This window comes from Pseudoalteromonas sp. SR44-8, from assembly GCF_014163635.1.
GTDB lineage: Bacteria > Pseudomonadota > Gammaproteobacteria > Enterobacterales > Alteromonadaceae > Pseudoalteromonas > Pseudoalteromonas rhizosphaerae.
In genome coordinates this window covers 1-25709 of record NZ_JACJDS010000002.1, presented here as the reverse complement: position 1 = coordinate 25709, position 25709 = coordinate 1, and the positions used below count along the sequence as shown (strand labels likewise).

General features: G+C 40.4%; 16 protein-coding genes. 5 read left to right on the top strand and 11 right to left on the bottom strand.

What is annotated here, in order from left to right; all coding sequences use genetic code 11:
* Positions 1-7: 7 nt before the first annotated feature.
* From H5183_RS00970 to H5183_RS00940, 7 genes are all read right to left on the bottom strand, one after another.
* A complete protein-coding gene (locus H5183_RS00970) occupies positions 8-589 on the bottom strand; it encodes a 4Fe-4S single cluster domain-containing protein (RefSeq protein WP_182730673.1) in 582 nt (193 codons plus the stop codon).
* Positions 589-2433: an AAA family ATPase gene (locus H5183_RS00965; protein WP_182730672.1), complete on the bottom strand. Its 1845-nt coding sequence runs from the start codon at positions 2431-2433 to the stop codon at positions 589-591. The genes H5183_RS00970 and H5183_RS00965 overlap by 1 nt, the downstream gene beginning before the upstream one ends.
* 10 nt (positions 2434-2443) lie before the next feature.
* Positions 2444-3580, bottom strand: coding sequence for a hypothetical protein (locus H5183_RS00960; protein ID WP_182730671.1), 1137 nt, complete (start codon positions 3578-3580; stop codon positions 2444-2446).
* Positions 3577-5703 carry a PIN domain-containing protein gene (locus tag H5183_RS21915; RefSeq protein ID WP_182730670.1) on the bottom strand — a complete coding sequence of 709 codons (2127 nt, stop codon included), beginning with the start codon at positions 5701-5703 and terminating at the stop codon, positions 3577-3579. The genes H5183_RS00960 and H5183_RS21915 overlap by 4 nt, the downstream gene beginning before the upstream one ends.
* The gene (locus H5183_RS00950) at positions 5700-9686 is read right to left on the bottom strand and encodes an ATP-binding protein (RefSeq protein ID WP_182730669.1); all 3987 of its coding nucleotides are present in this window, start codon (positions 9684-9686) and stop codon (positions 5700-5702) included. Before H5183_RS00950 ends, H5183_RS21915 begins: the two co-directional genes overlap by 4 nt.
* 890 nt (positions 9687-10576) lie before the next feature.
* Positions 10577-12397 (bottom strand): glutamine--fructose-6-phosphate transaminase (isomerizing), encoded by a 1821-nt coding sequence (gene glmS / locus H5183_RS00945; protein ID WP_182730668.1) that lies wholly within the window; start codon positions 12395-12397, stop codon positions 10577-10579.
* Between the two features lie 113 nt (positions 12398-12510).
* Positions 12511-13269 carry a DeoR/GlpR family DNA-binding transcription regulator gene (locus H5183_RS00940; protein ID WP_182730667.1) on the bottom strand — a complete coding sequence of 253 codons (759 nt, stop codon included), beginning with the start codon at positions 13267-13269 and terminating at the stop codon, positions 12511-12513.
* Positions 13270-13449: 180 nt separating this feature from the next.
* Here H5183_RS00940 and H5183_RS00935 point away from each other — a divergent pair, with 180 nt between their 5' ends.
* Entirely contained in the window at positions 13450-13977 is a 528-nt protein-coding gene (locus tag H5183_RS00935) for a sugar O-acetyltransferase (protein ID WP_182730666.1), read from the top strand.
* A gap of 171 nt (positions 13978-14148) precedes the next feature.
* On the opposite strand, the gene H5183_RS00930 is transcribed toward H5183_RS00935, so the two are convergent.
* From H5183_RS00930 to H5183_RS00920, 3 genes are read right to left on the bottom strand one after another with little or no spacing between them, the layout of a single operon-like run.
* Positions 14149-16551 (bottom strand): ABC transporter permease, encoded by a 2403-nt coding sequence (locus H5183_RS00930; RefSeq protein ID WP_182730665.1) that lies wholly within the window; start codon positions 16549-16551, stop codon positions 14149-14151.
* A gap of 1 nt (position 16552) precedes the next feature.
* Positions 16553-17257, bottom strand: a complete 705-nt coding sequence (locus H5183_RS00925) for an ABC transporter ATP-binding protein (protein ID WP_182730664.1) — start codon at positions 17255-17257, stop codon at positions 16553-16555.
* An 11-nt stretch (positions 17258-17268) separates the two neighbouring features.
* On the bottom strand, positions 17269-18522 hold the full coding sequence (locus H5183_RS00920; RefSeq protein ID WP_182730663.1) for an efflux RND transporter periplasmic adaptor subunit: 1254 nt from the start codon (positions 18520-18522) through the stop codon (positions 17269-17271).
* A gap of 225 nt (positions 18523-18747) precedes the next feature.
* On the opposite strand from H5183_RS00920, the gene H5183_RS00915 reads away from it, so the two are divergent.
* Together H5183_RS00915 and H5183_RS00910 are read left to right on the top strand one after the other, a co-directional pair.
* Complete coding sequence (locus H5183_RS00915; protein WP_149982309.1) at positions 18748-20145, top strand: sigma-54 dependent transcriptional regulator; 1398 nt, start codon at positions 18748-18750, stop codon at positions 20143-20145.
* A 2-nt stretch (positions 20146-20147) separates the two neighbouring features.
* The gene (locus H5183_RS00910) at positions 20148-21464 is read left to right on the top strand and encodes a PAS domain-containing sensor histidine kinase (protein ID WP_182730662.1); all 1317 of its coding nucleotides are present in this window, start codon (positions 20148-20150) and stop codon (positions 21462-21464) included.
* On the opposite strand, the gene H5183_RS00905 is transcribed toward H5183_RS00910, so the two are convergent.
* Positions 21461-22741: an acyltransferase gene (locus tag H5183_RS00905; protein ID WP_182730661.1), complete on the bottom strand. Its 1281-nt coding sequence runs from the start codon at positions 22739-22741 to the stop codon at positions 21461-21463. The genes H5183_RS00910 and H5183_RS00905 overlap by 4 nt on opposite strands.
* A gap of 182 nt (positions 22742-22923) precedes the next feature.
* Here H5183_RS00905 and H5183_RS00900 point away from each other — a divergent pair, with 182 nt between their 5' ends.
* Positions 22924-23787 (top strand): LytTR family DNA-binding domain-containing protein, encoded by an 864-nt coding sequence (locus tag H5183_RS00900; RefSeq protein ID WP_182730743.1) that lies wholly within the window; start codon positions 22924-22926, stop codon positions 23785-23787.
* Between the two features lie 66 nt (positions 23788-23853).
* A complete protein-coding gene (locus H5183_RS00895; protein ID WP_182730660.1) occupies positions 23854-25125 on the top strand; it encodes a LysM peptidoglycan-binding domain-containing protein in 1272 nt (423 codons plus the stop codon).
* Positions 25126-25709 lie beyond the last annotated feature (584 nt).

The following is a 25709-nucleotide window of genomic DNA, read 5'->3' as shown; positions in this document are numbered from 1 at the left end:
CCTTAGTTCAAACTTTAACAATAAATGGGATTCCATTAGCAGAAACAACTCCTTCGGGATCTATGCGCCACTCAGTGATAACTCCCTCTTTAATAGGTTCAATAGCCTCATCATATTTTTCACTTAAATAATGAAAGTTTTGATTTTCAGAGCCAACCCAATTACGGTTTTGCTCAATAATATCAGACTCAAACTCCCCATCGACCACAATATCGACATGCCTTAAGAGTTTATCTATACCATTAAATTGACTCTCTTTTAATTCCTCAAGCTTATACCCTGTAAATAACATGACAGATAAGCCTATACGCTGTGCAAACTCTGCTAGCTCCGATAACCCTGGCGCTTGGAGCACCGGCTCACCGCCTAGCAAAGTTATTCCCTCGATACCAAAGTGTTTTTTGTTTGACTCTATTTTTTTTTTCAATTTTTTGACTGCGATTACACTTGCTGGTTCAAGCTTTAAAAAATCAGGATTACAACACGATGGACACCGCTTCAAACACCCTTGCACCCAAATAGCTGTGCGCGTGCCAGGACCTTCTGCATCAGTAGCATCTACAATTGCAGCTACGTTTAACCACGCCATTAATCCACCTCAAAATCAAAGGTTTTACCTGCTTGAACAACTCTAATTGGCTGGCCATTAAAGCCCGAGAAATCCGAAAGGTTTTCAAATAGAAACTCAGCTAAAGGGTCAAATAGAGCCGACACCATCGCGTTTAGCACTCCTCGCCCGCCTGCGGTTTTATCAACTTGCGCGACAATTGTGGTGAGAGCTTTACTTTCGTTCTCAAAAATAAGATCCGATATTCCCCACTTTTCTTTTAAACGTATCTTTAGAGGCTCTAATTTCGCCTTTGCGATTGCAACCAAAAAATCTACATCCATCATAAAATTGAAGGGTACTATATTTGCTTCACCTATTCGGCCCAGTAGCTCAGGACGCTTGAGTTCTTGCACAAAGTGCTTTGTAACATGACTTTTGAACTGCTCGAGTGCTTGCTCACCAGGTTCAATTTCACTCGCACCAATATTCGAAGTAAATACAATAAATGTGTCAGAAAAATTAACAGTCTCTCCTTTGCCATCGGTAAGACGGCCATCTTCTAGAATTTGTAAAAATTTATCTAAAATACGCGGGTGAGCTTTTTCAATTTCATCGAATAATAACAGTGAAAACGGCCTTTTTTTAACGGCGTTTGTCAGTTGGCCACCTTCTTCGTAACCTACATACCCTGGTGGTGCACCTACCAAACGCTGATCTGCATGTTCATGATTAAATTCAGACATATCAAAACGCATACAGGCATCTTCATCACCAAATAAAAAACTGGCTAGCGATTTTGCAAGTTCGGTTTTACCAACACCTGTTGGGCCAACAAAAAAAAGCGCCCCTTTTGGCATTCTAGATTTTGCCGAGTGCTGTAGCCCTGATAAACCTGTAAACGCTCTAACGAGCACTTTTCTCACTAATTTTATGGCTTCTTCTTGTCCTTTTACTCGCTGATTTAGCGTACTCTCAACATCTTTTAACTTGTCGTAGTTTAATTGTTCCCATGGCGATTCCTTTTTACCGTAACGATATAACGAGACTAATGCTTCTAAGGATAAGGCTTCTTGTTGATGGCGTGAAAGCCGAGCGAGTTGGTTTATCTCACGCAGTGTTAACGAATCCGTCAAATCAACAAAATCTTCTAGTAAACGAGATCCTACTGTTAAGGATCCTTCAAGGTTAAAGATAGGAGAAAGACCTAGTATCGCTTGTTGACGTTCAGCACGGTTTGGTAGCGGAACAACGATCTCAGCAAACTGAGGGTTACCTACGGTCAACTGTGGTGGCAGTTGATTCGTGCCCTCACAAACAAAAACCATTAAACTTTGTACTTTATCGATTTCTGCACGCGACATTTCATCTGCTGAGTCGCGTAGGTTATGTAGTAATTGCGTTAACCATCCCCGCTCTTGCTCAGAAAGTGCATTTACCTGCCCAAAAAGTAAATTGGACCAGTCGATAATAAATGCTACTTTCGGAAAGTGAGCATTTAACATTACACGTTGAGCAACTGTAAAAAAATCCTGTGGTGTCAGCTCTGTTTGACCTGTTAGCACTTGTTGCTGATCAACCGGTGACTCATCATCAAAGTCATAATCTTCGCCTTCTACTAATTCGGAGGGAGGAACTGATGATAGCTGTAACTCGTTCCAATCTTCTTGCGATATACCAGAAACCCCTCCCACCCTAGAGTAATGAATAACGTGTTTAAAACCCAGTCTTTCAAATGTTGTGCTTAACACCTGCTTAAAAGGTTGCTGTGCTTTCTCTTGGGTAAAAACACTATTATTGACATTACCGCTTATAACAATTCCACGACGTAACTTAGCCTGGCGAGAAAGATCTTCAATCCATTCTGACAATCTATATTTATTCATATCACTATCCCTATCCTTTTTTATTCATTGTCTGTGATGGTATGGGCTTCATTTGAGCATCTTCATCATCAGGGTTACTCCACACGACCCGCGAATCGGATAAGTCGACCCCATATACTTCACTCAGCTTTGGTAGAACTTGATCAATATCCTTTTTACAAGTTTGCCCTTTATAATTATCAAACTCATAGGTGCAACTGCCATCCAAACGTATTTTGAATCTTGCTCTGTTTCCAGCAGGCCTACTCGCAGCAATAACGACCTCTCGAACGCCCTCTTTCGTTTCCACCACTTTCGGTTTTTGTACTGTGAAACCAGTGCTCTTAAGCGTAGTATAAATGGCTTTTACCGTTTCTTTTCTCACCGCTTCATTTTCGATTATTTTATCTGCTCTATCTGATAAATGATCTATTTCTTTAAGCTGCTCACTTGCATCTTTAGAATTCGCAGAAATAATTGTGTTTGCTTGTTCAGTCAATTTTTTAGACTCATCAGCTGGCAGGCTTGGTGAAACAATATCGACTACAGCTTGGACGACATCACAATTAGTCGTGTGCTGTGTTTGCTTTTCGATGATGGCTCGATGCTCCGCCGCTTTTGCTAACCCTCTGGTTTTAATCTGCTTAAATTGGGCTAACAAGTCTTGAGCTTTTCCAAAAGACTGCTCTGAAAATACCTGTTGCTCAAGTTCTTTAACTTCTTTAAGCATTAAGTTCAGTGATAATTTATCAGACCAATTACGTAGTTCTTCAGACCAAGCACTACTAATTTGTACTTTTCTTTCTTTCTCTGCATTAGCTCTAGCTTCAAGCTCATCTCTATGCTGTTGGTATTGTGCTTCTTCAACTTCTACTTTGATACGCCTCGCAACATTACGTAGTGCATAAATTTCATTGCCTAATGATTTAGATCGCTCTCTTGCACTAAATGGGTCACTAGTAAGATCGGCTTCTATTTGCCTAAGCTTAGATAAACAGCTGTCATAACGTTCTTGAACATACTCAGCCAAACCTTGTTGTTGTATACCAGCTAGTTCATTGTGGTAACGTTCAATAAATGAATGTGTGGTATTACGGACCCGTTCCTTGGCTACTCTTTGGCGCTGCTCACGCTCTAACCTATAACGTGCATCATGTATTTGGCTCATTTTCTCTTCCTTTTCTTCGACTGTTTACCTGCCGAGCTCGTTAGGTATTCCTGTGTCGACTTATTTACTATGCCTTCTGCATTAGCCATATTTCTTAAATTTTTATCATCGGTGAGCAGTAATGAATTGCACAATCTAAAATAAACAGCCACCGAGAGAATATGAATATCTGGTGAGTCTAATGAAGATCTATCCATTTTCTCCACCAGCTCGATATGAGAAGGCTCATAACTATTCAGTTCATTTAATCGATTAATTGCAGCTCTGGCGCGCTTAGCTGTATCTGTCCACTCACCCTCTTCATTTTTGTCATTTTTTAACCTATCAAGCTCGTGTGTTACTGTGACAGGGATTTTGAGCTCGTCTGAGTGTTTAATTTTATCGAGGAGATGAAGGCTATGCATGAGGCAGTTCGTATCAATAATAATAATACGCTTATTAATTTTCTGAGGGTCTGCATATTGGATACTAAAGTGGGCAAGCGCTTTTGTTAGCTTATCTTCTAATACCGCTAAATCTGAGCAGCTAAAAATAGAAGGGTTAAGAAGAATTTCGCGAAACACATTAACGTGATAGTGAAGGCTATGTAAGAGCTTATAGCGTGCAACATTAAGCTTTAACAAGTCAAAGTTATTTAAGCTTAATAAATCCTGCCCTGTTTTATTTCTAAGTGACGTGTACACATCAGCCAACTCTGCAAGAGTCTTAGAAATAGATAAACTAGATGTAGGTTCACGTTTTATAATAGCATTGTTGATAAGCGTAACCGCACACTCAGGTGTCAATGCATCTAACTGTATATTTTGCTCATTAAATAACTGGGCATAACTCACTACTTCTTCTTTACTTCTCAATAGCTTAGCTTTCTTTCTAAAGTGATGAGGAGATACTTCAGTATTAAGTTTTTTCATTTTTTCGTAGTACTCGACTACCTGTGGCATATATACACTAGGTAAGCGCTCAATGGCTTGCTGAACACAGATAACAGCAGAAAAAATAATAATATTAATATCATTGCTTGTTAGCAAAAAGTGTTCTAACTCATTTATTTTTCCATTCGACTCAACCAGTAAGGCCAGGTCAACAAGCCGCGGCTGACCACGATAAGAAACCTCGCAGAGCCCACGCTTTAAAACACTTCCTTCTTTAGGTTTAGTTTTTATTAGTGCATCAACACCACTATCCAATTCAACTGGAGACTCCTTGAGCGTTAAGACCTTATCGACCAATGTCGTTTCTTCACTTGGATCTAAAACAATAATTACGTCATCAGTTTTAATGGTGTTTACTAAAGAAAAAAGATAATAAGGCTTTTGCTTTACAATTAAATCGCTTGTTTTCTTAATAGGTGCTAAATCGCGTACTTGACGCCAGTCCACCCTAAAAGCTGGGTTACTAGACTCTGTGGTAAAAGTAGGCGAGACCAAAAACTGCCAGAGATACTCCGCTTCTGCAGCTTCTATCCACCTTGAGAAATCATTGTCATTCGAAAGGATTACCACGTTTCCATTGTGACTAATATCTATTTTAAAGGTTTTTCGATCACGTAGCTCCCCGCTAAATACAGACTCTATACTTTTAACTCGCTCATTTGGCCTTTTTTCCCATTCTAGGTGTATTTTCTCATCGACAAGCGGCTCTACTGTAGAAAGCATGACACCCATCCCCTCGCTAGGAAGACACTTTACATCCGGATATGAATCTATCTTTATTTGATTTTTACCAATTAACGTTCCTGAGAGGGGATGGTAATACGTCCTTTCCGTCGTATTTTTACTTTTGCTCGGCAACGCATTTTTAGCTAGAAACTCACGCCCATCTGTGGTGATTAAAATGTCGTTACACTTTAATGCTGCGCCGTCTGATATTGTGTTGTCATATAAAAATTCGACAGCCTTGAAGCCACTTAAATACCTGAGAGCTTCTACAAAAAATACCGAATTAACCTTCATCTGTTTCGCTATATATTCAAGGCTATAATCACCCAATTGCTCTGAGTGCTTAGCAAATAACTGTAATACGCTTTTCTCAAATACGGTAGGACGGCGTACAGTTTGGTAGGCCACCTTAGAGTCTATTTTAAAAACAGGAATATCGATTTTAACGTTATGTTCGTAAATCACCTTTGTACTCCTTTACTTACTGATTTAGCCCGAGTAAATTGTTCCGCCATCTCCTGTGCATCAAAAATACGTGCATCGCGATCTAACTGTGCAAAAATTTGACGATAAATCTGCTTCTTTTGTTTCCCTGGCTTATCCATGTTAGGAAGCCATACGTCCCTAGTTTCCAGCATATTTCGTGCGCCAAAAACGATCAATAAATTTTGTGCTCGTGACATAGCAACATTAATAAACTCATATCGTGCAATATTAGCCTTAGCTGATCTACGCCTCTCTTTTGGCCCCCCATCGTTACGCACTAAACTCATCAAAATGATTGGTTTTTCTTTGCCTTGGTACCTTATAACAGTGTTGATCTCAACATGGATTGCATTAAATTGGATTTTGCCATTGTTCGCTTTTTTAATTTCATCACGAATAACCCGACATTGCGCAGCATAGAAAGAGACAACTCCAACATCTTGCTTCTTATTTTGCCTATTACCAAAGCCTTGCTTTGAACATTGCTCATTAATCTCAACGAGCGTTTTAGCAATAAGCTTTGCTTCTAAGCGGTTGGTTCTATCCTCACTTTCCCTAAAAGGTTTCCCGTTTAAATCTAGGGAGGTGTCAATCCATAGTACATGATCACCCGCTGATAGAAGTGTATTATCTTGGCTTTGTAATAGAATCTTGTGCGATCGATCTTTATCTTTATTTCCACATATAAGTTGCCCATCATAAAAATGATTTACAAAACTCATAATTTGCGGATGCATACGGTATTGTGTCGTTAGCCTTTCTTTAATTGATTCATCCGCATTTTCAAAATGTTCTTTAAAGAGTGATGCAGTCACCATTTTTTCGAAACGTTGTAAATTGTCTTTGGTCAGCAGTGTTTCTGTTGAATCTTCTTCAGACTCTTCCACTTTATCAGTGAAGGCTTGTGCATCTTGGCTTTCTTGAAAAACAGGCGGTAATTGACGATGATCGCCAACCAATACTGCTCGGCGAGCTCGCATCAAAGGTAACAATAACTCTACAGGTGTTGCTTTGGATACTTCATCAATTATGGCAGTATCAAAGCTTTCCAAGCCAGCATCTCTGAGAGTTCTATCACTTTCATTACACGAAATTGCCACTAAATTACAATTTTCAATAAACGTTTCACTGACATGCTCCCAGTCGTATTGCGCTGAATTCTCCCTCGATAAGTTATCTTTCCAATCACTTAAAAAGTTTTGCATCGGTGCATGGCGCTTATCTTCTTCCATCGCCGCATACATTTGTTCCTCATAATCTCTTTTAGCTTCTATTAAACAATCACTTAAGATAAGTGTTGTATCATCATTGCGCTGTGATACTAATTTAGAAGCACTGGCTTGAAGTGTCTCAAGACGGCGGGTTTGTGAGATTAACTTTTTCTCTATCTGTGAAAGCGATGCCTCTATCTCTTTTATTTGTTCATCAGCAGGTGCTTTAATCGCATCATTTTCAATTAACCATTGCTTTAATTGATCCGCGACTATATTTAGTGCGTTGTTAATTTCTTTATCGAGCACTTCTAAATCATGGAGGCGAGTTGCCAACAATGTATACGTTTTCGAAGCATCGTTGACGTTAATGATATGTGTACAATCAACAAAACAATTATATGTTGAAGCATCTAATCCTGTGGCTTGGTTTTTTAGCTTTTTGATGTGCCTTCTGACTTCACGCCACTGCTGAGCCAACTCCTCGGTATCATCTTCATCCATGCGATTAGCGAGTTCAGTTTCTCGTATTTTAAGTAACGCTAACTCTTCTCTAATAGCGTTGTCTTGTAATGCACCACCCCCAGCATCACGCAGGCGCAATAAGTCAGTGCTGATAGCTGAGAGTATACGTTTAACATTAGCCCACATATCGAGTAACGCGTTAAGTACCAATAAGCAGGAGTTTTGATTATCAACTTGATTAAACTCTAAAAAAGTAGGATCTACACTAATATTGTGTACTGACATCCTTTGCAATGCTTGAAGCAGGTTTTGGCTAACTTTTGGTAGAAATGAATCATGTGCCAATTCCCACTTTTGACTTTCAATGCTTAGTAAAGAGCTCTTTGTTGCTGTTTTTTGTTTAGCCAATGCTTCATAGTTGGTTACCGCTGCTCTATAAGCTTGCTGCTCTGTGCTCAAGCGCGCTTTAGCTATACTTCTTTGCTGTCGCAGATCGTTGCACTCGGATTGAGCATACTCTAAATCAGCACTCACATAATCAGCTTCATCAATCCATAGCCGCAATTGTGTAAACTCTTTATCGCGTTGCTTTTTAGGCTCAAGCCACTGCTGCGATACATATGTACTCAAACTTGAATAATAGCGCTCTAAGGCTTTATCTTCAGCAAACCCTTTACCCTCTTCGGTGATTTTCCCCTGTCCGCGCGCAAGTCGAATGGCTCTTAATTCAGGGCGGTTTTTAATACAACTTAGAGCATTATCGATGGCATCGTGTGATTGGCTCGCGAGTAGAATGGTTTCACCCCTGCGTGCTAATTGAAGAATAGCTTCTGCGATTACAGTTGTTTTCCCTGTCCCTGGTGGGCCTTGCACTAAACATAAATCTGGTGCAGACATCATCTTATTAACGGCAAGTTTCTGAGAATCGTTTAACTGCTCGTTAAACCACGACGTAATATGAGCATCATTTGTTGACTGATTAGCTTGCGTGATATCAAATAGGTAACTCGATAAATAGGGAGAATAACAACTTTCATTTTGACGTAGGTTTTTTACAGTTTGTTCATGGCGTTTGATGAGAGCCAGATCACCTACAGAGGGGAAAGAGATAAAACCTTGTTTAGGGATAGCATTAAGTAGTGCGTTTATAACGCGGTCAAATTCAGTCTCGTTATCAGAACTTTTCAGTGTCTCTTCAGCCTCACCGTCATGTTCAATTATTTCAAAGTGCCTTTGCGCATTATCAAGTTTATTCTTCCAATCTTCAGATGGTTCAACCACTAAATATGCTAAAGTAGGATCTTTAATACCACTCTCATTCAAATAGTTAATATGGTTAGTATTTTCTTTGAGTCTCTTGACATCTAATTTATTTATCTTACCTTTAAGTTGACCAAGCTCCTCACCCCGGGGGATACGAGTAGACTTTTTATTAGCATCGAGTGTAAAGTCCCATTTGTTTTGGGAGATCCCTAACTCGAACGCCTCGAGGCTTTTTCTTTTAAATAAATGCCCTGCTTGGTTAATTAGCTGAGCATCCTCACTAACAACAAGGAATGCTAAGTTATTCTCAGGGGTAACTGTACACTCCAGATACCTTAAGCCAATTGTTTTTCGATCAACTAATTGCTTTTTAAAGGTTAAGAACTCCTGCCAAGCTTCTAACCTTTCTGCAGCTTTTACTGAAATCGCAGGGAGCGCTGCCGCAAGCTCCCTGGTTAATATATTATCAGTGCAGCGACGTTCAGGGCGAATAGAACTAGCAGATGTAAGGGTCTCCACCTCATAATTGGTCGCATGTTCATCATTAAAACTCGTAAAAATATCTTCCGGGATAAACACTGGATTTCTTTGGTTGACACCCCAAAACCCTCGAATACAAATAGCACTGGTAGGCGGCAAGTACCCTAAAAACTTGCCATGATTAGGTATGCGAATTGCGAGGTTAATGCGTTCATTGGCAGTATCTTTAATCGATAAGTTTGCTACAAAATAGGGCAGCGGGATATTTTCTATAAAAAAATCATTTAAGAACTTATCTAGTTGCTCTTCTAACCCTTCACTATGCTTTTGATATTTTTCTTTTAATGCTGGGTATTTAAAAAATAAGCGCTTTAATGAATCTTTTAAACGTTTTTCACTCCGGTTAGATTCGTTGCTCCAATAAAGCACCCCTTCCAATTTTTTATTCGCCTCAGGCGCTATTTCTTTGTCAAATGAGCTAGACGAATCTTGCTCCTCATAATTTTTATTTTCTGATAACATGTCGTCAAAGTTGCTATCCATAACAGCCCTTATTTCCTTCGCTCAAAAAGTTAAGTTTCGAGCATCTCTAAATTTTCATAAATATTCGATCAAATTGGGTAAATCTCGAACGCATTTTGTGATATCAAGCAAGCTACTTAACCGCTTGAAAAAGCTTACTTTGTGATTTTTATACCTTAATATGTCCAACAAAAAACCATTCTAATTTACTATTTATGGAGTCTTTGTTGTTTAAACTCAAATGAAGGTACCCTTAACAACATACAACAACAAATTAACACATTAAAAAACTCTTTAATCGGTACGTTCAGTATTAATGACAATTCCATGATTTTAATATTCGTTACTCTTTTCATATTAGCCGAAGCACTTAAGTTAATTTGCTAATCAAAAGGCTGCATTTAGCTACAGGGCAAGAGCATGAAAAAAGTCTATGAGTTCAATATCTTTTCAAGGTAGGCTGTACTGCACATAGCTTTTTAATAAAGAAATAGTTTAGTAGTTAAAATAATTAAAGATCTCAATTTAATTAACGTGGTATTATGGTCACTAGCAAACGCTTTTTCATCCGCACCCGCTAGCTCAATAAAAAGGTTGTAGTGCTCAAAAAATTACTCGTTTTATTATCCACAGCTAACTCCATTTAAGCCCTTTCTTTAACTTACTGAGTATCTATTTTTTCAACCGTTCTTGTATTAATGACAACCATAATACCAATATAAGTTTAAAATTATACATTTTTAATCAAAAAGATATACATACAAAAAACGGCCACTTTTTGTGGCCGTTTAAGTTGCATACTTTAAAGCGAGTAGCGTACTTTTTAGATTCGAACTTTAGCGATAGTTGTGCATATCAAAAAGTATTTTAAACATGATTTAACGTGCACAACACATTTATAAACATTGATTTTACTCAACCGTAACCGATTTTGCTAAGTTACGTGGTTGGTCAACGTCAGTGCCTTTTATTACCGCTACGTAGTACGACAGTAACTGTAATGGCAGTGTATATACAACTGGGGCAATTACGTCATCTACGTGGTTTACGTTGATTACACGCATTGTGTCGTCTGACTCAAAGTGTGAGTCTTTATCAGCGAAAACGTAAATAATGCCACCACGTGCACGTACTTCTTCTACGTTTGATTTAAGCTTTTCAAGCAATTCGTTGTTTGGTGCTACAACAATAATTGGCATGTCGGCATCAATTAGCGCTAATGGGCCATGTTTAAGCTCACCGGCTGCGTATGCTTCAGCGTGGATGTATGAAATCTCTTTAAGCTTAAGCGCGCCTTCCATTGCGATTGGGTATTGCGACCCGCGACCTAAAAACAGTGAGTGGTGCTTATCAGCAAACCCTTCTGCAAGGTCTGCAATGCCATCAGCCAACAATAGCGTTTCTTCTAATTTAGCTGGAAGCAATTTTATAGCGTTAACAATCGTGCTTTGATCTAATCCTTTTTCTTGCGCAATAGACGCAGTAAGCATTAACAAACCAACCAACTGGGTAGTAAATGCTTTAGTAGAGGCAACACCAATTTCAGCACCGGCTTTGGTCATAAAGGCAAGGTCAGATTCACGCACAAGCGATGAGCCTGGTACGTTACAAATAGTCATTGAACCCATGTAGCCTTGCTCTTTGGCTAAACGAAGCGCAGCTAAAGTATCAGCCGTTTCGCCCGATTGAGAAATAGTTACTAGCAGGCTGTTTTCGTGTACAAACGATTGACGGTAACGGAACTCAGAGGCAATCTCTACGTTACAGCTAACACCTGCAAATTGCTCAAGCCAGTAACGAGCAACCATACCTGAGTGGTAAGACGTACCACAGGCAATAATTTGTACGTGTTTTACGTCTTTAAATATTTGCTGTGCGCTTTCACCAAAGGCATCAATCGCGACGCGGTCGTCGTTTAAACGTCCTTCAAGGGTGTTACGTACTGCAAGTGGCTGCTCATAAATTTCTTTTAACATGTAGTGACGGTAATCACCTTTGCCTGATGCATCTTGTGTGATGTTTGATTCAATGACTTCACGTTCAACGGCATTGCCGTCTACATCAAAAATTTCCACACTGTTACGGGTGATACGCGCTACATCACCTTCTTCAAGGTAGATAAAGGTACGAGTTACTGGTAATAATGCAAGTTGATCAGAAGCAATAAAGTTTTCACCAAGGCCTAAACCAATAACTAACGGGCTGCCTGAGCGCGCTACAATAATTTCGTTATCATTCGCTTTATCAAATACAACTGTACCAAATGCACCTTCAAACTGTTTAACAGCTGCTTGAACTGAGGCTAATAAAGTGGTGTGCTGCTGGCGAAGTTGATGAATTAAATGCACCATTACTTCGGTATCTGTGTCTGATAAAAACTCGTAACCATCGCCTTTCAGCGCTTCACGTAAGCTGGCGTGGTTTTCAATAATACCATTGTGCACTAAGGCAATTTCGCTGTTTGAAATATGCGGGTGCGCGTTTGCTTTCGTCACGCCGCCGTGAGTTGCCCAGCGAGTGTGTGCAATACCGGTAGTACCTTTTACGCCAGCTTCATCAAGCGCGTTTTCAAGGTTTACTACTTTACCCACTGCTTTTACAGTATTAAGTGTATTACCATCTAAAAGTGCCACACCAGCTGAGTCGTAACCACGGTATTCAAGACGCTTAAGGCCTTCAACTAAAATTTTATTTACTGGGCGTTCTGCAACTGCCCCAACTATTCCACACATAATTTCTCCTTTTGCACATGCCAAAGCGTCAACTTTGGGTTTGTATGTGTTGTTTAATATTTAAATGAACATCACAGGTGTTGTCGGCCTGTAATAAACACGAATTTGTAAATTTATAGCTCAGCGCAGATCAACTGCACACCACACGCTTGTATTGCTTGGCGAGTATCGAGTGCTAAATTGCTGTCGGTGATAAGCGTAGTCACTTGCTGCCAAGGTAATTCTAAATTAGGGATTTTTCGGCCGATTTTTTCTGACTCCACCAGCACTATAACTTCACGAGCAGCGCCCGCCATAACTTGGCTTAGGCCTACAAGTTCATTAAAGGTAGTGGTACCGCGCTCAACATCAATGCCATCAGCACCAATAAATAGCTGATCAAAATCATAAGAACGTAAAACCCCCTCAGCAACTTGCCCCTGAAACGACTCAGAATGCGGGTCCCACGTACCACCGGTCATTAAAAGTGTTGGCTCGTTTTCCAGCGCTAATAAGCGATTAGCCACTTTAATTGCATTAGTCATCACCACTAAACCGCGCTTATTACCCAGTTCAGGGATCATTGCTGCTGTAGTACGACCACTGTCGATAATAATGCGGTTATGATCTTTGATTAGTGCTGCTGCGGCTTTGGCAATCGCCACTTTACGTTTTGAATCAATATCATCGCTTACAATTTCTTGCGGCAATGCAATCGCGCCACCGTAGCGGCGCAGTAATAGTCCGCTTTTTTCAAGCGCTGTTAAGTCTTTACGAATGGTTACTTCAGAGGTTTGAAACTGCTCAGCTAAAATATCTACGGCTACTTCACCTAACTCATTAACTTGAGTAAGAATAAGGTGACGACGTTGCTGGGTGTTTCGTTTAGTCATAAAGTAAACCATTTAAGTTTCGTTTCGAAAGTTACGAGATTTTAAACGAAACTATGAAAATGGCAAGTGAATGTATAAAAATACCTCTAAATTCATAACAATATAATAAACCCTTCCAAGCGTTGATCTTATTAGCAATCAAGTTAAGCTAAGTGAAATTATAAATAATGGCATTAATTCATGAATAAATTCAACAGCCTTGATAAGTCATACTTAGAGCAACGTAAAATCACCCATGAAATCTGCCGCTTGTTTGCTAAAAGCCCCAGCAAAGGCAATTTAAAACGCATTAAGGGGCTTTTTGCGCAGTGTGGCGATGGAGTGGTTATTGAGGCAGGCTTTCACTTTGACTATGGCTCGCAAGTTCAAATTGGTGATCGTACTTTTATAAACATTAACTGCACTATGTTAGATGCGCCAATTAATGAAGGAGCCATAAGCATTGGCGACGATTGTTTAATCGGCCCGAACGTTCAGCTTTTGACAGTCTCTCATGCAGTTAATCCCATAGAGCGGCTCAATAAAGAAAACTTTGCAGCACCTATAACCATTGGCAATAACGTATGGATAGGCGCGGGGGTTATTGTACTTGCAGGTGTTAGCATTGGCGATAATGCTGTAGTAGGCGCAGGCTCTGTCGTCACCAAAGATATTGCAGCAAATACTGTTGTTGCAGGTAATCCCGCAGTGAAAATTAAAGATATTTAAACAGCACGACTCAAGTTTGCGAGCATATAAAAACTCGGCTTAAGCTCCTGTCGCGGGATAAACCCGCTACTGCCTCCCCCCTCAAATTGTTGGTCGTCATTTATGACGACAAGAATATACAAAAGGCCTATCAATAAACAGAAAGGCCTTGGTTGGGAGATTTTTTAGTTATTATTCATACCGTAACGTTAACGAAGGTCTTGTACTGGCGGCTTTAAAAGCAAGACTGGCAACTGTAAGCCAAGTAATAGCAGCCACGCTTAGTGCAGCAATTAAGTAAACCCACATAGCTTGATCAACACGCTCATTAAAATTAGCCAACCAATCTCCTACCAGCCAATAAGTAAGCGGATATGCTATGGCCACACTAACCACGACTAAAATCAAAAACTCTTTCGCCAGTAGATTCATAATACTGATGCGTGATGCGCCAAGCACTTTACGCACCGCGACTTCTTTTTGGCGGCGTAATACCGAGAATGACGCTAAACCAAAGGTCCCCACACACGCTAAGAAGACAGCTAAGCCAGAGAATAAAGTGACAAACTCAGTAGCACGTTCATCATTACGATAAAGCGCACGATAATTGTCAGCCATCATTTCTATTTTTGGGTCATAAATATCAAGTGTTTCGGCCAAGATGCTAGCAAGCTGTGACTTTATATGCGGGAGCTGTGTTAAATCCAGATTAACGATAATTCTACCAACCCAACTGCTGGTGTAACCGCAAATGAAGATGGTTGAGGGCTGCGTATCTTTAACGCTGCCTACTTTTATATCTTTAACGACGCCAACAATCGTTATGGTAAGTTCTTGGCCGTAACCTGTGTCTGTGCGCCAAATGCTACCAATTGCATCTTCTGCAGTTACATAGCCCGCTTGTTTAGCTAAAGATTCGGTCAATATTGCTGACGCGGTAGCTTGAGTATCACTGACTTTATTAAACCAATCAGCCCCCATTTTTGCACTAAAGTCACGCCCAGCTACCAGTGATAAATCCAAAGCACTCACAGCATCATTACCCACACCAATAAAGGGTAAAGTTTGTTTAGTAAACTGACCGTTATCAGCCGTAAATGTACGAGACGAGTTATAAGCACCGGTTAGTGAAATATCTATTACGCTGGCTTGTTTCACACCATTAATAGCGTTAATGCGATCTAACAGCACATTGTTTTGGTTATAGAATATATCTCCTGCGTCAATATCACTGATCATCAGCTTGCCTTCTTTTGCGTAACCAACAGGGAGTGACTGCAAATGTGCCAGCTGCTGTTGTAACAATAAGGCGGCAATGATCAGTGCGACCGACAACGCAGACTGTAAAACTAATAAACTTTTTCTAACGGCAATGGCTGTGCGGCCGCGTTGCATGTCACCACTAAGTACACGCTTAGCACTAAACGCCGACATAAACATCGCAGGATAAATCCCTGCAAGCAAACCAACCAATAAGGTAACAACGGCAATTGCTGCACCTAAGGCTGAGCTGTAATTAAGCGCTAGCTGACGATCAACTAATTGGTTAAAAGCTGGTGTTAATAATTCAACCAACATGCATGCTATCAGTGCTGCAATAACGGTTATAAGTAATGACTCAACTAAAAACTGGCAAACAATTTGTGTCTTACTCGCACCAAGGGCCTTACGAACACCGACTTCTTTTGCGCGCTTTGCAGATTGCGCAATACTCATATTGATAAAGTTAAAAGCCGCTAGCAGTACTAATAAAATACTCAAACCAATACAAATACGCAGCGTTGAAAGCGAGCCATTCATTTTCATTTCAAAATTAGAGCTTGCGGTTAAATGCAAAGCAGTTAAGGGGTGTAATGTAAGCTGGGCTGAATCATACTCAGAATCTTTATAAACAACTTCTCTATAGCGATGCTCAATAGCTTTAGCAAGCTTGCCAACATCAGCGTCAGGAGTAACCCGGATATATGTATAGCCATTGTTATTTTGAAAGTTATTATTTGCAGGTGGCTCTTTAATTAATGCTTGAAAAAAGAAGTGCGTATTATCAGGTAAATCAGAAAACACAGCACCGACTTGCCAACGCTTATTTCCCTGTATTAAAGTTTCACCAATAATAGCTGTGCTACCAAAAATCCGTATTGCATACTGCTCGCTGAGTGCAATCATATTTGGCGTTGCAAGTACTTTTGCCAGATCCCCAGCTGCAATATCGATATTGATAAAATCAGTCACGTTACTACGCGCCGCAAGCACATTTTCTAATTTGTAACCAACGCCATCACGAACAAACTCAGAGCCTGGCGGAACCAAATCAAGTGAGAGTATGTCTTCAATTTCAGCCATGTCTTTAAAAGACGCGATCACATCTTTATTGACAACTGGTGCTCCCATTCCAAGTGATGGGAAATATTGATATACACGATACACGCGATCAGCATTAGGTTGCTGTTCATCATAAGAAGCTTCATTAAAGGCAAACATGGCCACTAAAATAGCCGCAGCTAAACCAACACTTAAGCCAATGATGTTAAGTAAAAAATGTTGTTTTTGCTGTTTAAATGCCCGTAGGGCTGTCACTAAATAATTAATAAACATGTTAAGCAACCTCAGCAGCGCTTTGCTGCACAACATTCGCTTTGTCAAGCATCACTTGGCCGTCGAGTAAGCGTACTAAACGGTCAGCATATGCACCTTCTTTCTCTGAGTGGGTCACCATAATTACTGTGGTGCCTTCGCGGTTTAGCTCGCGCAACATAGCCATGACTTCATCACCATTTTTAGAATCGAGGTTACCGGTTGGCTCATCGGCTAAAATTAGTTTAGGATTAATCACTAATGCACGCGCCACGGCTACCCGTTGCTGCTGACCACCCGAAAGCTGCTGTGGTAAATGCTCGCCTCGGTGATCAATGCCTACGCGCTTTAAAATGGCTTCAACGCGTTGTTTGCGCTCACTTTTTGATATTTTTTGATACTGTAATGGTAGCTCTACGTTCTCAAATACAGTTAGCTCGTCAATTAAGTTAAAGCTCTGAAATACAAAACCGATTGATGCTTTACGTAGCTCCGACAATTGCTTTTCGCTGTACCCTGCGATGTCTGTTCCAGCAAAATCAAAGCTACCTGCACTTGGTGAATCCAACATACCTAAAATAGACAGCAAAGTTGATTTACCACAGCCAGATGGCCCCATAATCGCTAAAAAGTCACCTTCGTTTACGGTTAAGTTAATGTTACTTAGCGCTGTTGTTTCAACATCTTGAGTACGAAATACGCGGCTTAAATTAGTTAGTTTGATCATTGTTATTTTCCTTAAAATTGTAGTTGCTGTGCTTTATCAAAGTTACTGTAGCTAGAGGTAATCACTTGCTCCCCAGCATTGAGCCCTTCAAGCACTTCAAAATAGTTTTGATTCTTTTTGCCTAAGCGAATATCACGACGCACTGCTTTATCGCCACCTTGCTCAATAACATAAACCCAGTTACCGCCCGAGTTGGTAAAAAAGGCGCCACGTTTAAGCAGTAGAGCATTGTTTTTGTCACCCCCCAGCATTAACTCAATATCAATGCTTTGCCCGCGCTTAATGCTTTTGGTATTACTTGGTAAATCCACTTCAATTTGAAATTGCGACTGCTGTACGCGGCTATCAATTTTGCTCACCTTGGCGTTCACTGTGCCGCTTTCAAGTTCAATCATCACGGTCATGTCACGCTGTACTTGGTTTAAATAAAACTCATCAAGGCGTACCACTAATTTATATTCATTTGGAATATCAATTTGGCCTAATCGCGCGCCACTGTTTTTAGATTCACCAATTTCCACATCAAGCTCGCTTAGGTAGCCTGAAACAGGCGCTTTGATTAATAAATTGTCGAGATTTCGACGCGCAAACTGCAGGTTTTTTTCAAGCATTTTAGCGCTGTCTGATAACTGTGCGACTTGCACCTCACGGATTGAGTTTTCTTGCTTTTGGCGCTCAAGCGTGAGCTCTTTACGAGCGTGGTAATAATTTAAATCTTCTTCTAACTCTGCAAGTTGCTCCTGCGCTAATACGCCACTTTTAACCAAAGGTTTAGTTTGCTGTAAACGACGGGTGAGGTGCGTAATTTTTAGCTCTATTTCTAATAAGTCACGGCGTAAATTTAACCGGCTGGTTTCCATAGTCATTTGCGTATTGCGTAAAAAATTTAGCTGCTCAGTTACTTGGGCTTCGCGACTCATTACATCTAGTTGTAAGTTGGTATTGCTCAAACGCACTAGTGGTTGGCCTTTCTCAACATATTCGCCTTGCTCCACTAAACGCTCCTCAACTTGCCCACCGGCGATGGTATCAAGGTAAATACTGGTTTTTGGTACCACTTGACCGCGTAAACTTAAGGCATCTTTAAATGCACCTTGTTTCACCGTGCTAACGGTTAAGCTACTGCGCTCAATATTCTGGCTACGACCTGTATTACCTGTTTGTGTAAACCCATACGCAGCGGCAGCAACACCCAATGCCAATGCTGCAAAGGTGAATTTCTTTAAATACTTTTGAGTAAATGAGCGTTCTATTTTCTTATCCATGTTGGCCACCTTGATACAGGTTTAATAAACTAATTACCGATAGTTATTACAAACGCTGTGCCAACTTTATTTAATATTAAAATTCAATACCTTATAATTAAATGAAATTATTATTATGTTTGTAGTGTCCGTTAATAGAACACTTTTTTATTTTATAAACGTCCATTTATGGACACTGTTCCTTTTTTGTTTTAGGCTAAATAAAACTCTATAAAAATAAAAATCATGAAACACACAGGCTCGCTTTTAATTGTTGATGACAACCCCGATATTCTAATCGCCGCACGGTTATTACTAAAGCAGCATTATCAAAGCGTTAAAACCACTGACAACCCATTTGAAATTGCAGGCATCATTAACGAGCAACGCAAAGCTGATCAGCCAATTGATGTGATCTTACTCGACATGAACTTTACCCAAGACTCCATCAGCGGCAAAGAAGGTTTTTATTGGCTAAAAAAAATCATCGAGCAAGACGCTAATATCGTTGTTTTGTTAATGACCGCCTACGGCGACATGCAACTCGCGGTGGATGCTATTAAAGCAGGCGCATCTGATTTTATTGCTAAACCTTGGCAAAACGAGCAACTACTTGGCGCTGTGGCGGCGGCTTTTTCACATGCCAAAGACAAACAGCAAGTGGGTAAGCTTACCCGTCAAAAGGACGGCCTTAATCAAGTACTCAATAATCAGCCATTTGAGTTTTTAGGTCAAAGCGCCGCTATGCAGCAGATATTCACCACCATTGAAAAAGCCGCACAAACTGATGCCAATATACTGATCACCGGCGAAAGCGGCACAGGTAAAGAACTCACCGCGCATGCCATTCATCAAGCAAGTATGCGCCATAATCAAACCTTTATGAGTTTAGACATGGGTGCTGTGGCACAAAACCTATTTGAAAGTGAGCTATTCGGCCATAAAAAAGGCGCATTTACCGATGCCAAAAGCGATCGAATTGGTAAATTTGAGCTCGCCCAAGGCGGTAGTTTATTTTTAGATGAGCTGGGTAATTTACCCCTAGAGCATCAAGCTAAACTGCTTGCCGCATTACAAAACCGCAAAATTACACCTGTTGGCGGCAGTAAAGCAGTTGATATTGATATCCGCCTAATTTGTGCCACTAATGATAACCTTGATCAAGCTGTCGCCGAGGGGCGTTTTCGCCAAGATTTGTTATACCGAATAAACACCGTTGAAATTCGCTTACCGGCTTTACGTGAACGCAGTGATGACATCCCAATGCTAGCAGATTATTACCTCAATCATTTCGCACAAAAGTACAAGCGCAACTTAACCATAAAAACACATGATATGAGCTTACTTTGTCAATATGCATGGCCAGGCAATGTCCGCGAGCTTGCTCATGCTATTGAGCGGGCTGTTATTTTAAGTGATGGCGATAATCTTGATGTTAGCTCAGTGATTGGTAGTACTGGTGCTACTAATCATACAACCACCAATGACAACGAGGCATACGACACCTTTGATCTTGAGATACTCGAGCAGCGCACTGTGCGTGCAGCGCTAACACATTACCAAGGTAATGTTAGCCATGCGGCCAAAGCCTTAGGGTTAACGCGTGGTGCTATGTATCGCCGTCTTGAAAAGTATGGGCTATAACAATGCGCCCTCATTTATTATTAACTATTAATATTGTGGCACTTATTAGCGCCAGCGCACTCGTTAGTTATCTATTACAAAATAATGGGCTTTCAGCAACTTCGCTGTTAATTATATTAGTCACTGCGGCCTTGATAACGCATATTTTTACGCTCTTTAAGCGCCAACAAAAACAAGCAGAAATGGTGATCCGCGCCTTAGCCAATGGCGACAGCACCTTAGGTCTTGGCCAACAACATCCAATGCGCCAACAATTTGAGCAAGTAAAAACGCAAATGCAAACAGCACGCTTTAATGCCGAACAACAAGCGCAGTTTTTGCAAGCACTGCTTATTCATGTTGATTTAGCGGTTATGGTATGTGACGACAACGGCAAAGTGATTGAATCAAACCCAGCAGTCAGCAAACTACTGGGTAAAAACTTCCAAAATTTACATGAGTTAGGCGCTGTTGGAGAGTTAATTTTAAACGCCGAACATAATATCCGCAGCACCACCTACTGGCAAAATGGCGAGCAACACGACACCCTATCAATTCAACTTAGTATCGCTGAAATACAAGGTAAAGTGCGTCGCGTAGTGAGCTTACAGTCAATTCACGACCAGTTACAACTCAAAGAACAACAAGCGTATAAACGCCTAACTAAAGTACTTACGCACGAAATTGCCAACTCTATTACCCCGCTTTCATCGTTAGCTGATACGTGCAGCAATTTACTGCCACAAGAACTGTGTTTTATTGATATTGAAGATAAACAAGACTTACAGCTTGCACTAAGCACCTTAGCATCAAGAACGGCACATTTAGGCGACTTTATTGCTCGTTTTCGCCAAGTTAGCAGCTTACCTAAACCTAATTTAGCGCCTGAAAATTTAGCCGATATGCTAGCGCGTATTGTCACCTTGCATCAACAACAGTCGCGTGAGCTGCAAATCAATATAGAACTTACAATTAAAAGCCAGCAATTAGTGATGCTAGACAGTAGTCAAATAGAGCAAGTATTAGTAAATCTTATAAAGAACGCATTTGAAGTGCTAAGCAGCAACAAAAAATATAACGCGCAAAGCCCCGCTCAGCCAAACATCAAGCTCAGCTTGGCACAAAACGCCAGCCAACAACTCTATGTTGAAGTGAGCGATAATGGCCCAGGCATCAGCGAACATGTGGTGGATATGATCTTCGTACCATTTTTTACCACTAAACAACAAGGATCAGGTATTGGCTTGAGCCTATCAAGGCAAATTATGCTCAACCACGGCGGTGATTTAATTTATGTACCAAAACCACAAGGCGCATGCTTTAGATGTGTGTTTGGTTAAATTAACTTAAAGATCAGTGGGCTTACCAATATAAGCCCGTAGCAAAAGCCCGCTTTAACTTGCCATGCTTTATATTTACCTGTGACTTTAATCCCTATAAATGGGCTTAATAGATCGATACGACGCGCACCAATAAACACCAACCAACAAATAATGAAAGTGAGGCTGAGTATAAGTAATGGCTCTACAAAGCCACCTAATTGCAGCTTCGACAAATAAAAGGCAAGGCCAATAATTACACTTTGATGTAATAGATAAAACGGAAATACGGCTGAGTTTAATAACGCTAATTTAGGGTGATCGTGATTCAAAAAGCGTTTTGCTAATGCCAGCATTAACATCACACCCACTAATCGTTGCGCGGTATACAGCATATCCATGCTGGTAATTTGCCATTGGCTCGTAGCTGGTTTTTGCCAAATCATGTGATAACCCAGCACGACAACTAAATAACCTAAAATGAATACCACTAATAACGCCTGCCAGTGACGTAGCAGTTGGCTGTAAAATGCAGGCTGCCAAGCAAGCAAGTAACCGTAAAGTAAAAACAACGCGCCCATGGGGTATCGGAATGTATCACTCGGCCAGCTCAGTTTTAAAATACACAGCGGCAATAGCAATACAATAAAAACAATAACTAACGATCGCTCACATAAACGCGTCATTATTGCTTGCACAGTAGCGTGATGAAGCAGCGGTATCATTAACACCAGCAATAAAGTAAATTGCCATAACGAACGTAAGTACCAAAGATGGTTTACATCAACATGTGGCCAAATACCTGCTTGGTAGTGATTAAATAAAGGGTTAGTTAAATCAAAGAACTGCTGGTAGAACTGCCAAAAGCTCATAGCTAAACCAACCTCTTGGCTCATTTGCGCATAAAGCTGAATCGGCACTATAAACCAAATGCCAAACAATAAAGGCAGTAATATTTTTACACTGCGCGTAACTAAAAACATATCTAAACTAAAGCGCGCAATAATAAAGCGCAGCGCTACTCCTGAAATAAACCAGATTAGTCCCATTCGCCACGGTGACAGTAACAACATGACATTTTCAACACTGCTAGACAAATACTGGCTTTTAAAATGAAATCCCCAGTTTTGGCTGTATAACATGCCGGTGTGATAAAAAATTAATAAACCAAACGCAATCACCCGTAGCCAATCAAGATCATAACGGCGCTTTGGCAGTTCATCATGCTGATTAAATACATTTAGCCATGGCTGTAATAGCGTACGTGTTGTGTTTTTAATTACTATTTTAAGTTTCATGGTAGATTTAGCTTACGACTAATTAATAACAAATATGAACAACAATCTGCGTTAAGCAATCAGAAAAGGCCGATAAAACAGTCAGTAGGGATAAACGGTGGATATCAGGGATGATAAGTTTGGTGATCTATCACTATCTTGCTAGTCTAATTATGGTCTTTTAAAGAGTAACAATAATAATGATCTCCTTAACGCATTTTCAGCGCTACCAGAGATGGTATGCGGCATTATTTTTATCTAGCTATATTTTTATCAACAATACTATAAATGCCAGCTCAAACATTATGGAAGCCCAGCGAGATGGCGAACTCCCATTTATGATCTGGGAGCCGTTTGTATGGGAATATTCCAGCGCTATTGGCACCTTGTTGTTGTTTCCCGCTTTAGTTAGGCTATTAAAAACCCAGCCTTTTAATTGGCAAAAAATCCCCCGCTCATTACTGCTATATCTGCTGGCAAGCATTGCTTTTTCGTTATTGCATATTGGCATTATGGTCACCATTCGCAAGCTCATTTACACCGTACAAGGCATGTATTATGACTTTGGTTTGGTCTGGTTTGAATTACTTTATGAATACCGCAAAGACTTGTGGGGGTTCTTATTTTTAATTGCTGTTATTAAAACCTATCAATATGTAGTGAGCCAATTAAGTGGTGAAGCAGCACCGATCAGACAAGGCGAAGATACGCCTGAAAATTTAAATTTCGATAGACTACTGGTAAAAAAACTGGGAAAAGAATTTATTGTCCGCGTAGCACAAATAGACTGGCTTGAATCTAGCGGTAATTATGTAAATCTACATATTGATGCAAGAATTTATCCGTTACGTGCAACTATGAGCCAACTTATAACTCAGTTAGAACCGCAAGGGTTTTGCCGTATTCATCGCTCCCATGGCGTTCGGTTAGATGCGATTGAATCAATCACGCCACTACCGAGCGGAGACAGTGAAGTAAAACTTACAACCGGCAAAGTACTTAACTTATCGCGTCGCTATAAAGAGCAATTTAAGGGACAGTTAAATTCAACTACAAGTCATTCTTAACTCACGCTATGTTAAGCTAGCCTGATTTAAGTTAACCGCATTTATATTTTCGGAGTAGTTTAGTACGTGTCTTTAAATCGATTTATCCGAATTCTGCCATTGATTGTTATTTTATCCGGTTGTGAAACCACACCCGAAAAACCATCTTCACAACCTGATATTAAGGCTAACCCAAATATTGTTGTTAAAGAACAAAACGAAAATATTGAGCAAATAGCTCCCTTAAGTCCTCAGGAACTCGATGATGTGTGGCAACGCATCCGAGCGCAGCTTACATTTTCCAATTCTAGCCACCCAGATGTGCAACAACGCATTGCATGGTATTTATCTCACCCAAACTATATGGATGAAATTAGTCGCCGTGCTGAGCCTTACCTTTATTATATTGTCACAGAGGTTGAAAAACGGAACTTACCCATAGAATTAGCGTTAATGCCGCTAATTGAAAGTGACTTTGATGCCAGTGCCTATTCGCACAAGCATGCATCTGGGCTTTGGCAATTAACGCCTGCCATTGCTAAGTACTTTAAGGTAAAAATTAGCCCTTGGTACGATGGCCGCCAAGATGTGATCGACAGTACCCGCGCTGCTCTGGATTTTATGGAGTACTTATACAAACGCTTTGATGGTGATTGGTATCACGCTATAGCAGCCTATAACTTAGGTGAAGGCCGTGTACTTAGAGCGATCAGCAACAATAAAAAGCAAGGTAAACCAACTGACTTTTTCAGTTTAAAACTCCCTCAGCAAACCAGTCAGTATGTACCTAAACTACTTGCTGCGGCACAATTATTAAAAAGCCAAAAAATGGCGTTCCCTGCAATAGCAAATAAAGATGCAATTGCCAAAATAGCCATTTCTGGCTCAGTTATTTTAGATAATAAAGCCCAATGGCAACAGTTAGAGCCCTTAAACTACGGGGTCATTCGCTTTCCGGCGATTATTGATGCACCGCATCTCGTCGTTCCTGCTAGTGAGCAAAAGCAATTTGAGACTATGATTGCTGATCAAGATTCTAACGACTACAGCCAATGGCAACATTATACAGTTAAGCGTGGCGATAGTTTGAGCGTGATCGCTAAGCGCTACAAAGTAACTGTAAGCCAACTAAAAGCATTTAATAATTTGAAAAATAGTACCATACGTATTGGTCAAAAATTAGTGCTACCGCAGTTAGCCGATACGCAAATAGAGCATAAGGTTAAATCTGGCGAAAGCTTGTGGAAAATAGCTAACCATTACAAAGTCAGCATCACTAAGCTAAAACAATGGAACAGCCTTTCAAGCGATCGCTTAAAAATAGGCGATAAGCTAACCGTATTTTTATCAGCAAGTTAATAACATGAACGCTGGATAATAAGCCTATCTTCAGCGGCTATATGCAATGCTAACTGTGTTAGGCCTGAATAATTAAAGGGCTGCAATCATGCAGCCCTTTGCAAACAGTGATTAATCATCAGCTTGTGATTTAGTGTGGTACCAATTTACTGTGCGGGTCAGCATCATAATCAAACTCAGTACCACAAATACCAATCGTGTTAAGTTATTGACCATTTATAGCGACAGATAAATACAGTGATAACAAGGCGTAAGTTTCGACATGTAGTTGTTCTACTTGAATAAATTATAACGCAGTTAGCACTTTATTTAGCTCGCTAGAATGGTTAAATATTTAAGTCGATTGGTATAAGTATCCATACTCAAATTGCTCTAAAGGTAGATTCCCTGGGATGTGAAGGAGCGTTTGTTTGATAAATAGGGATACACATGCCGTGGAGCATAGGGATTGCAAGAGCGGCCACTACTGAGTTCACCATGGGGTCTTGGCTTGGTGTTTTCATTTTATTCCAGACAACAAAAAACCCGTCACATCGCTGTAACGGGTTTCTCTTATTTGGAGCCTGGCAATGTCCTACTTTCAC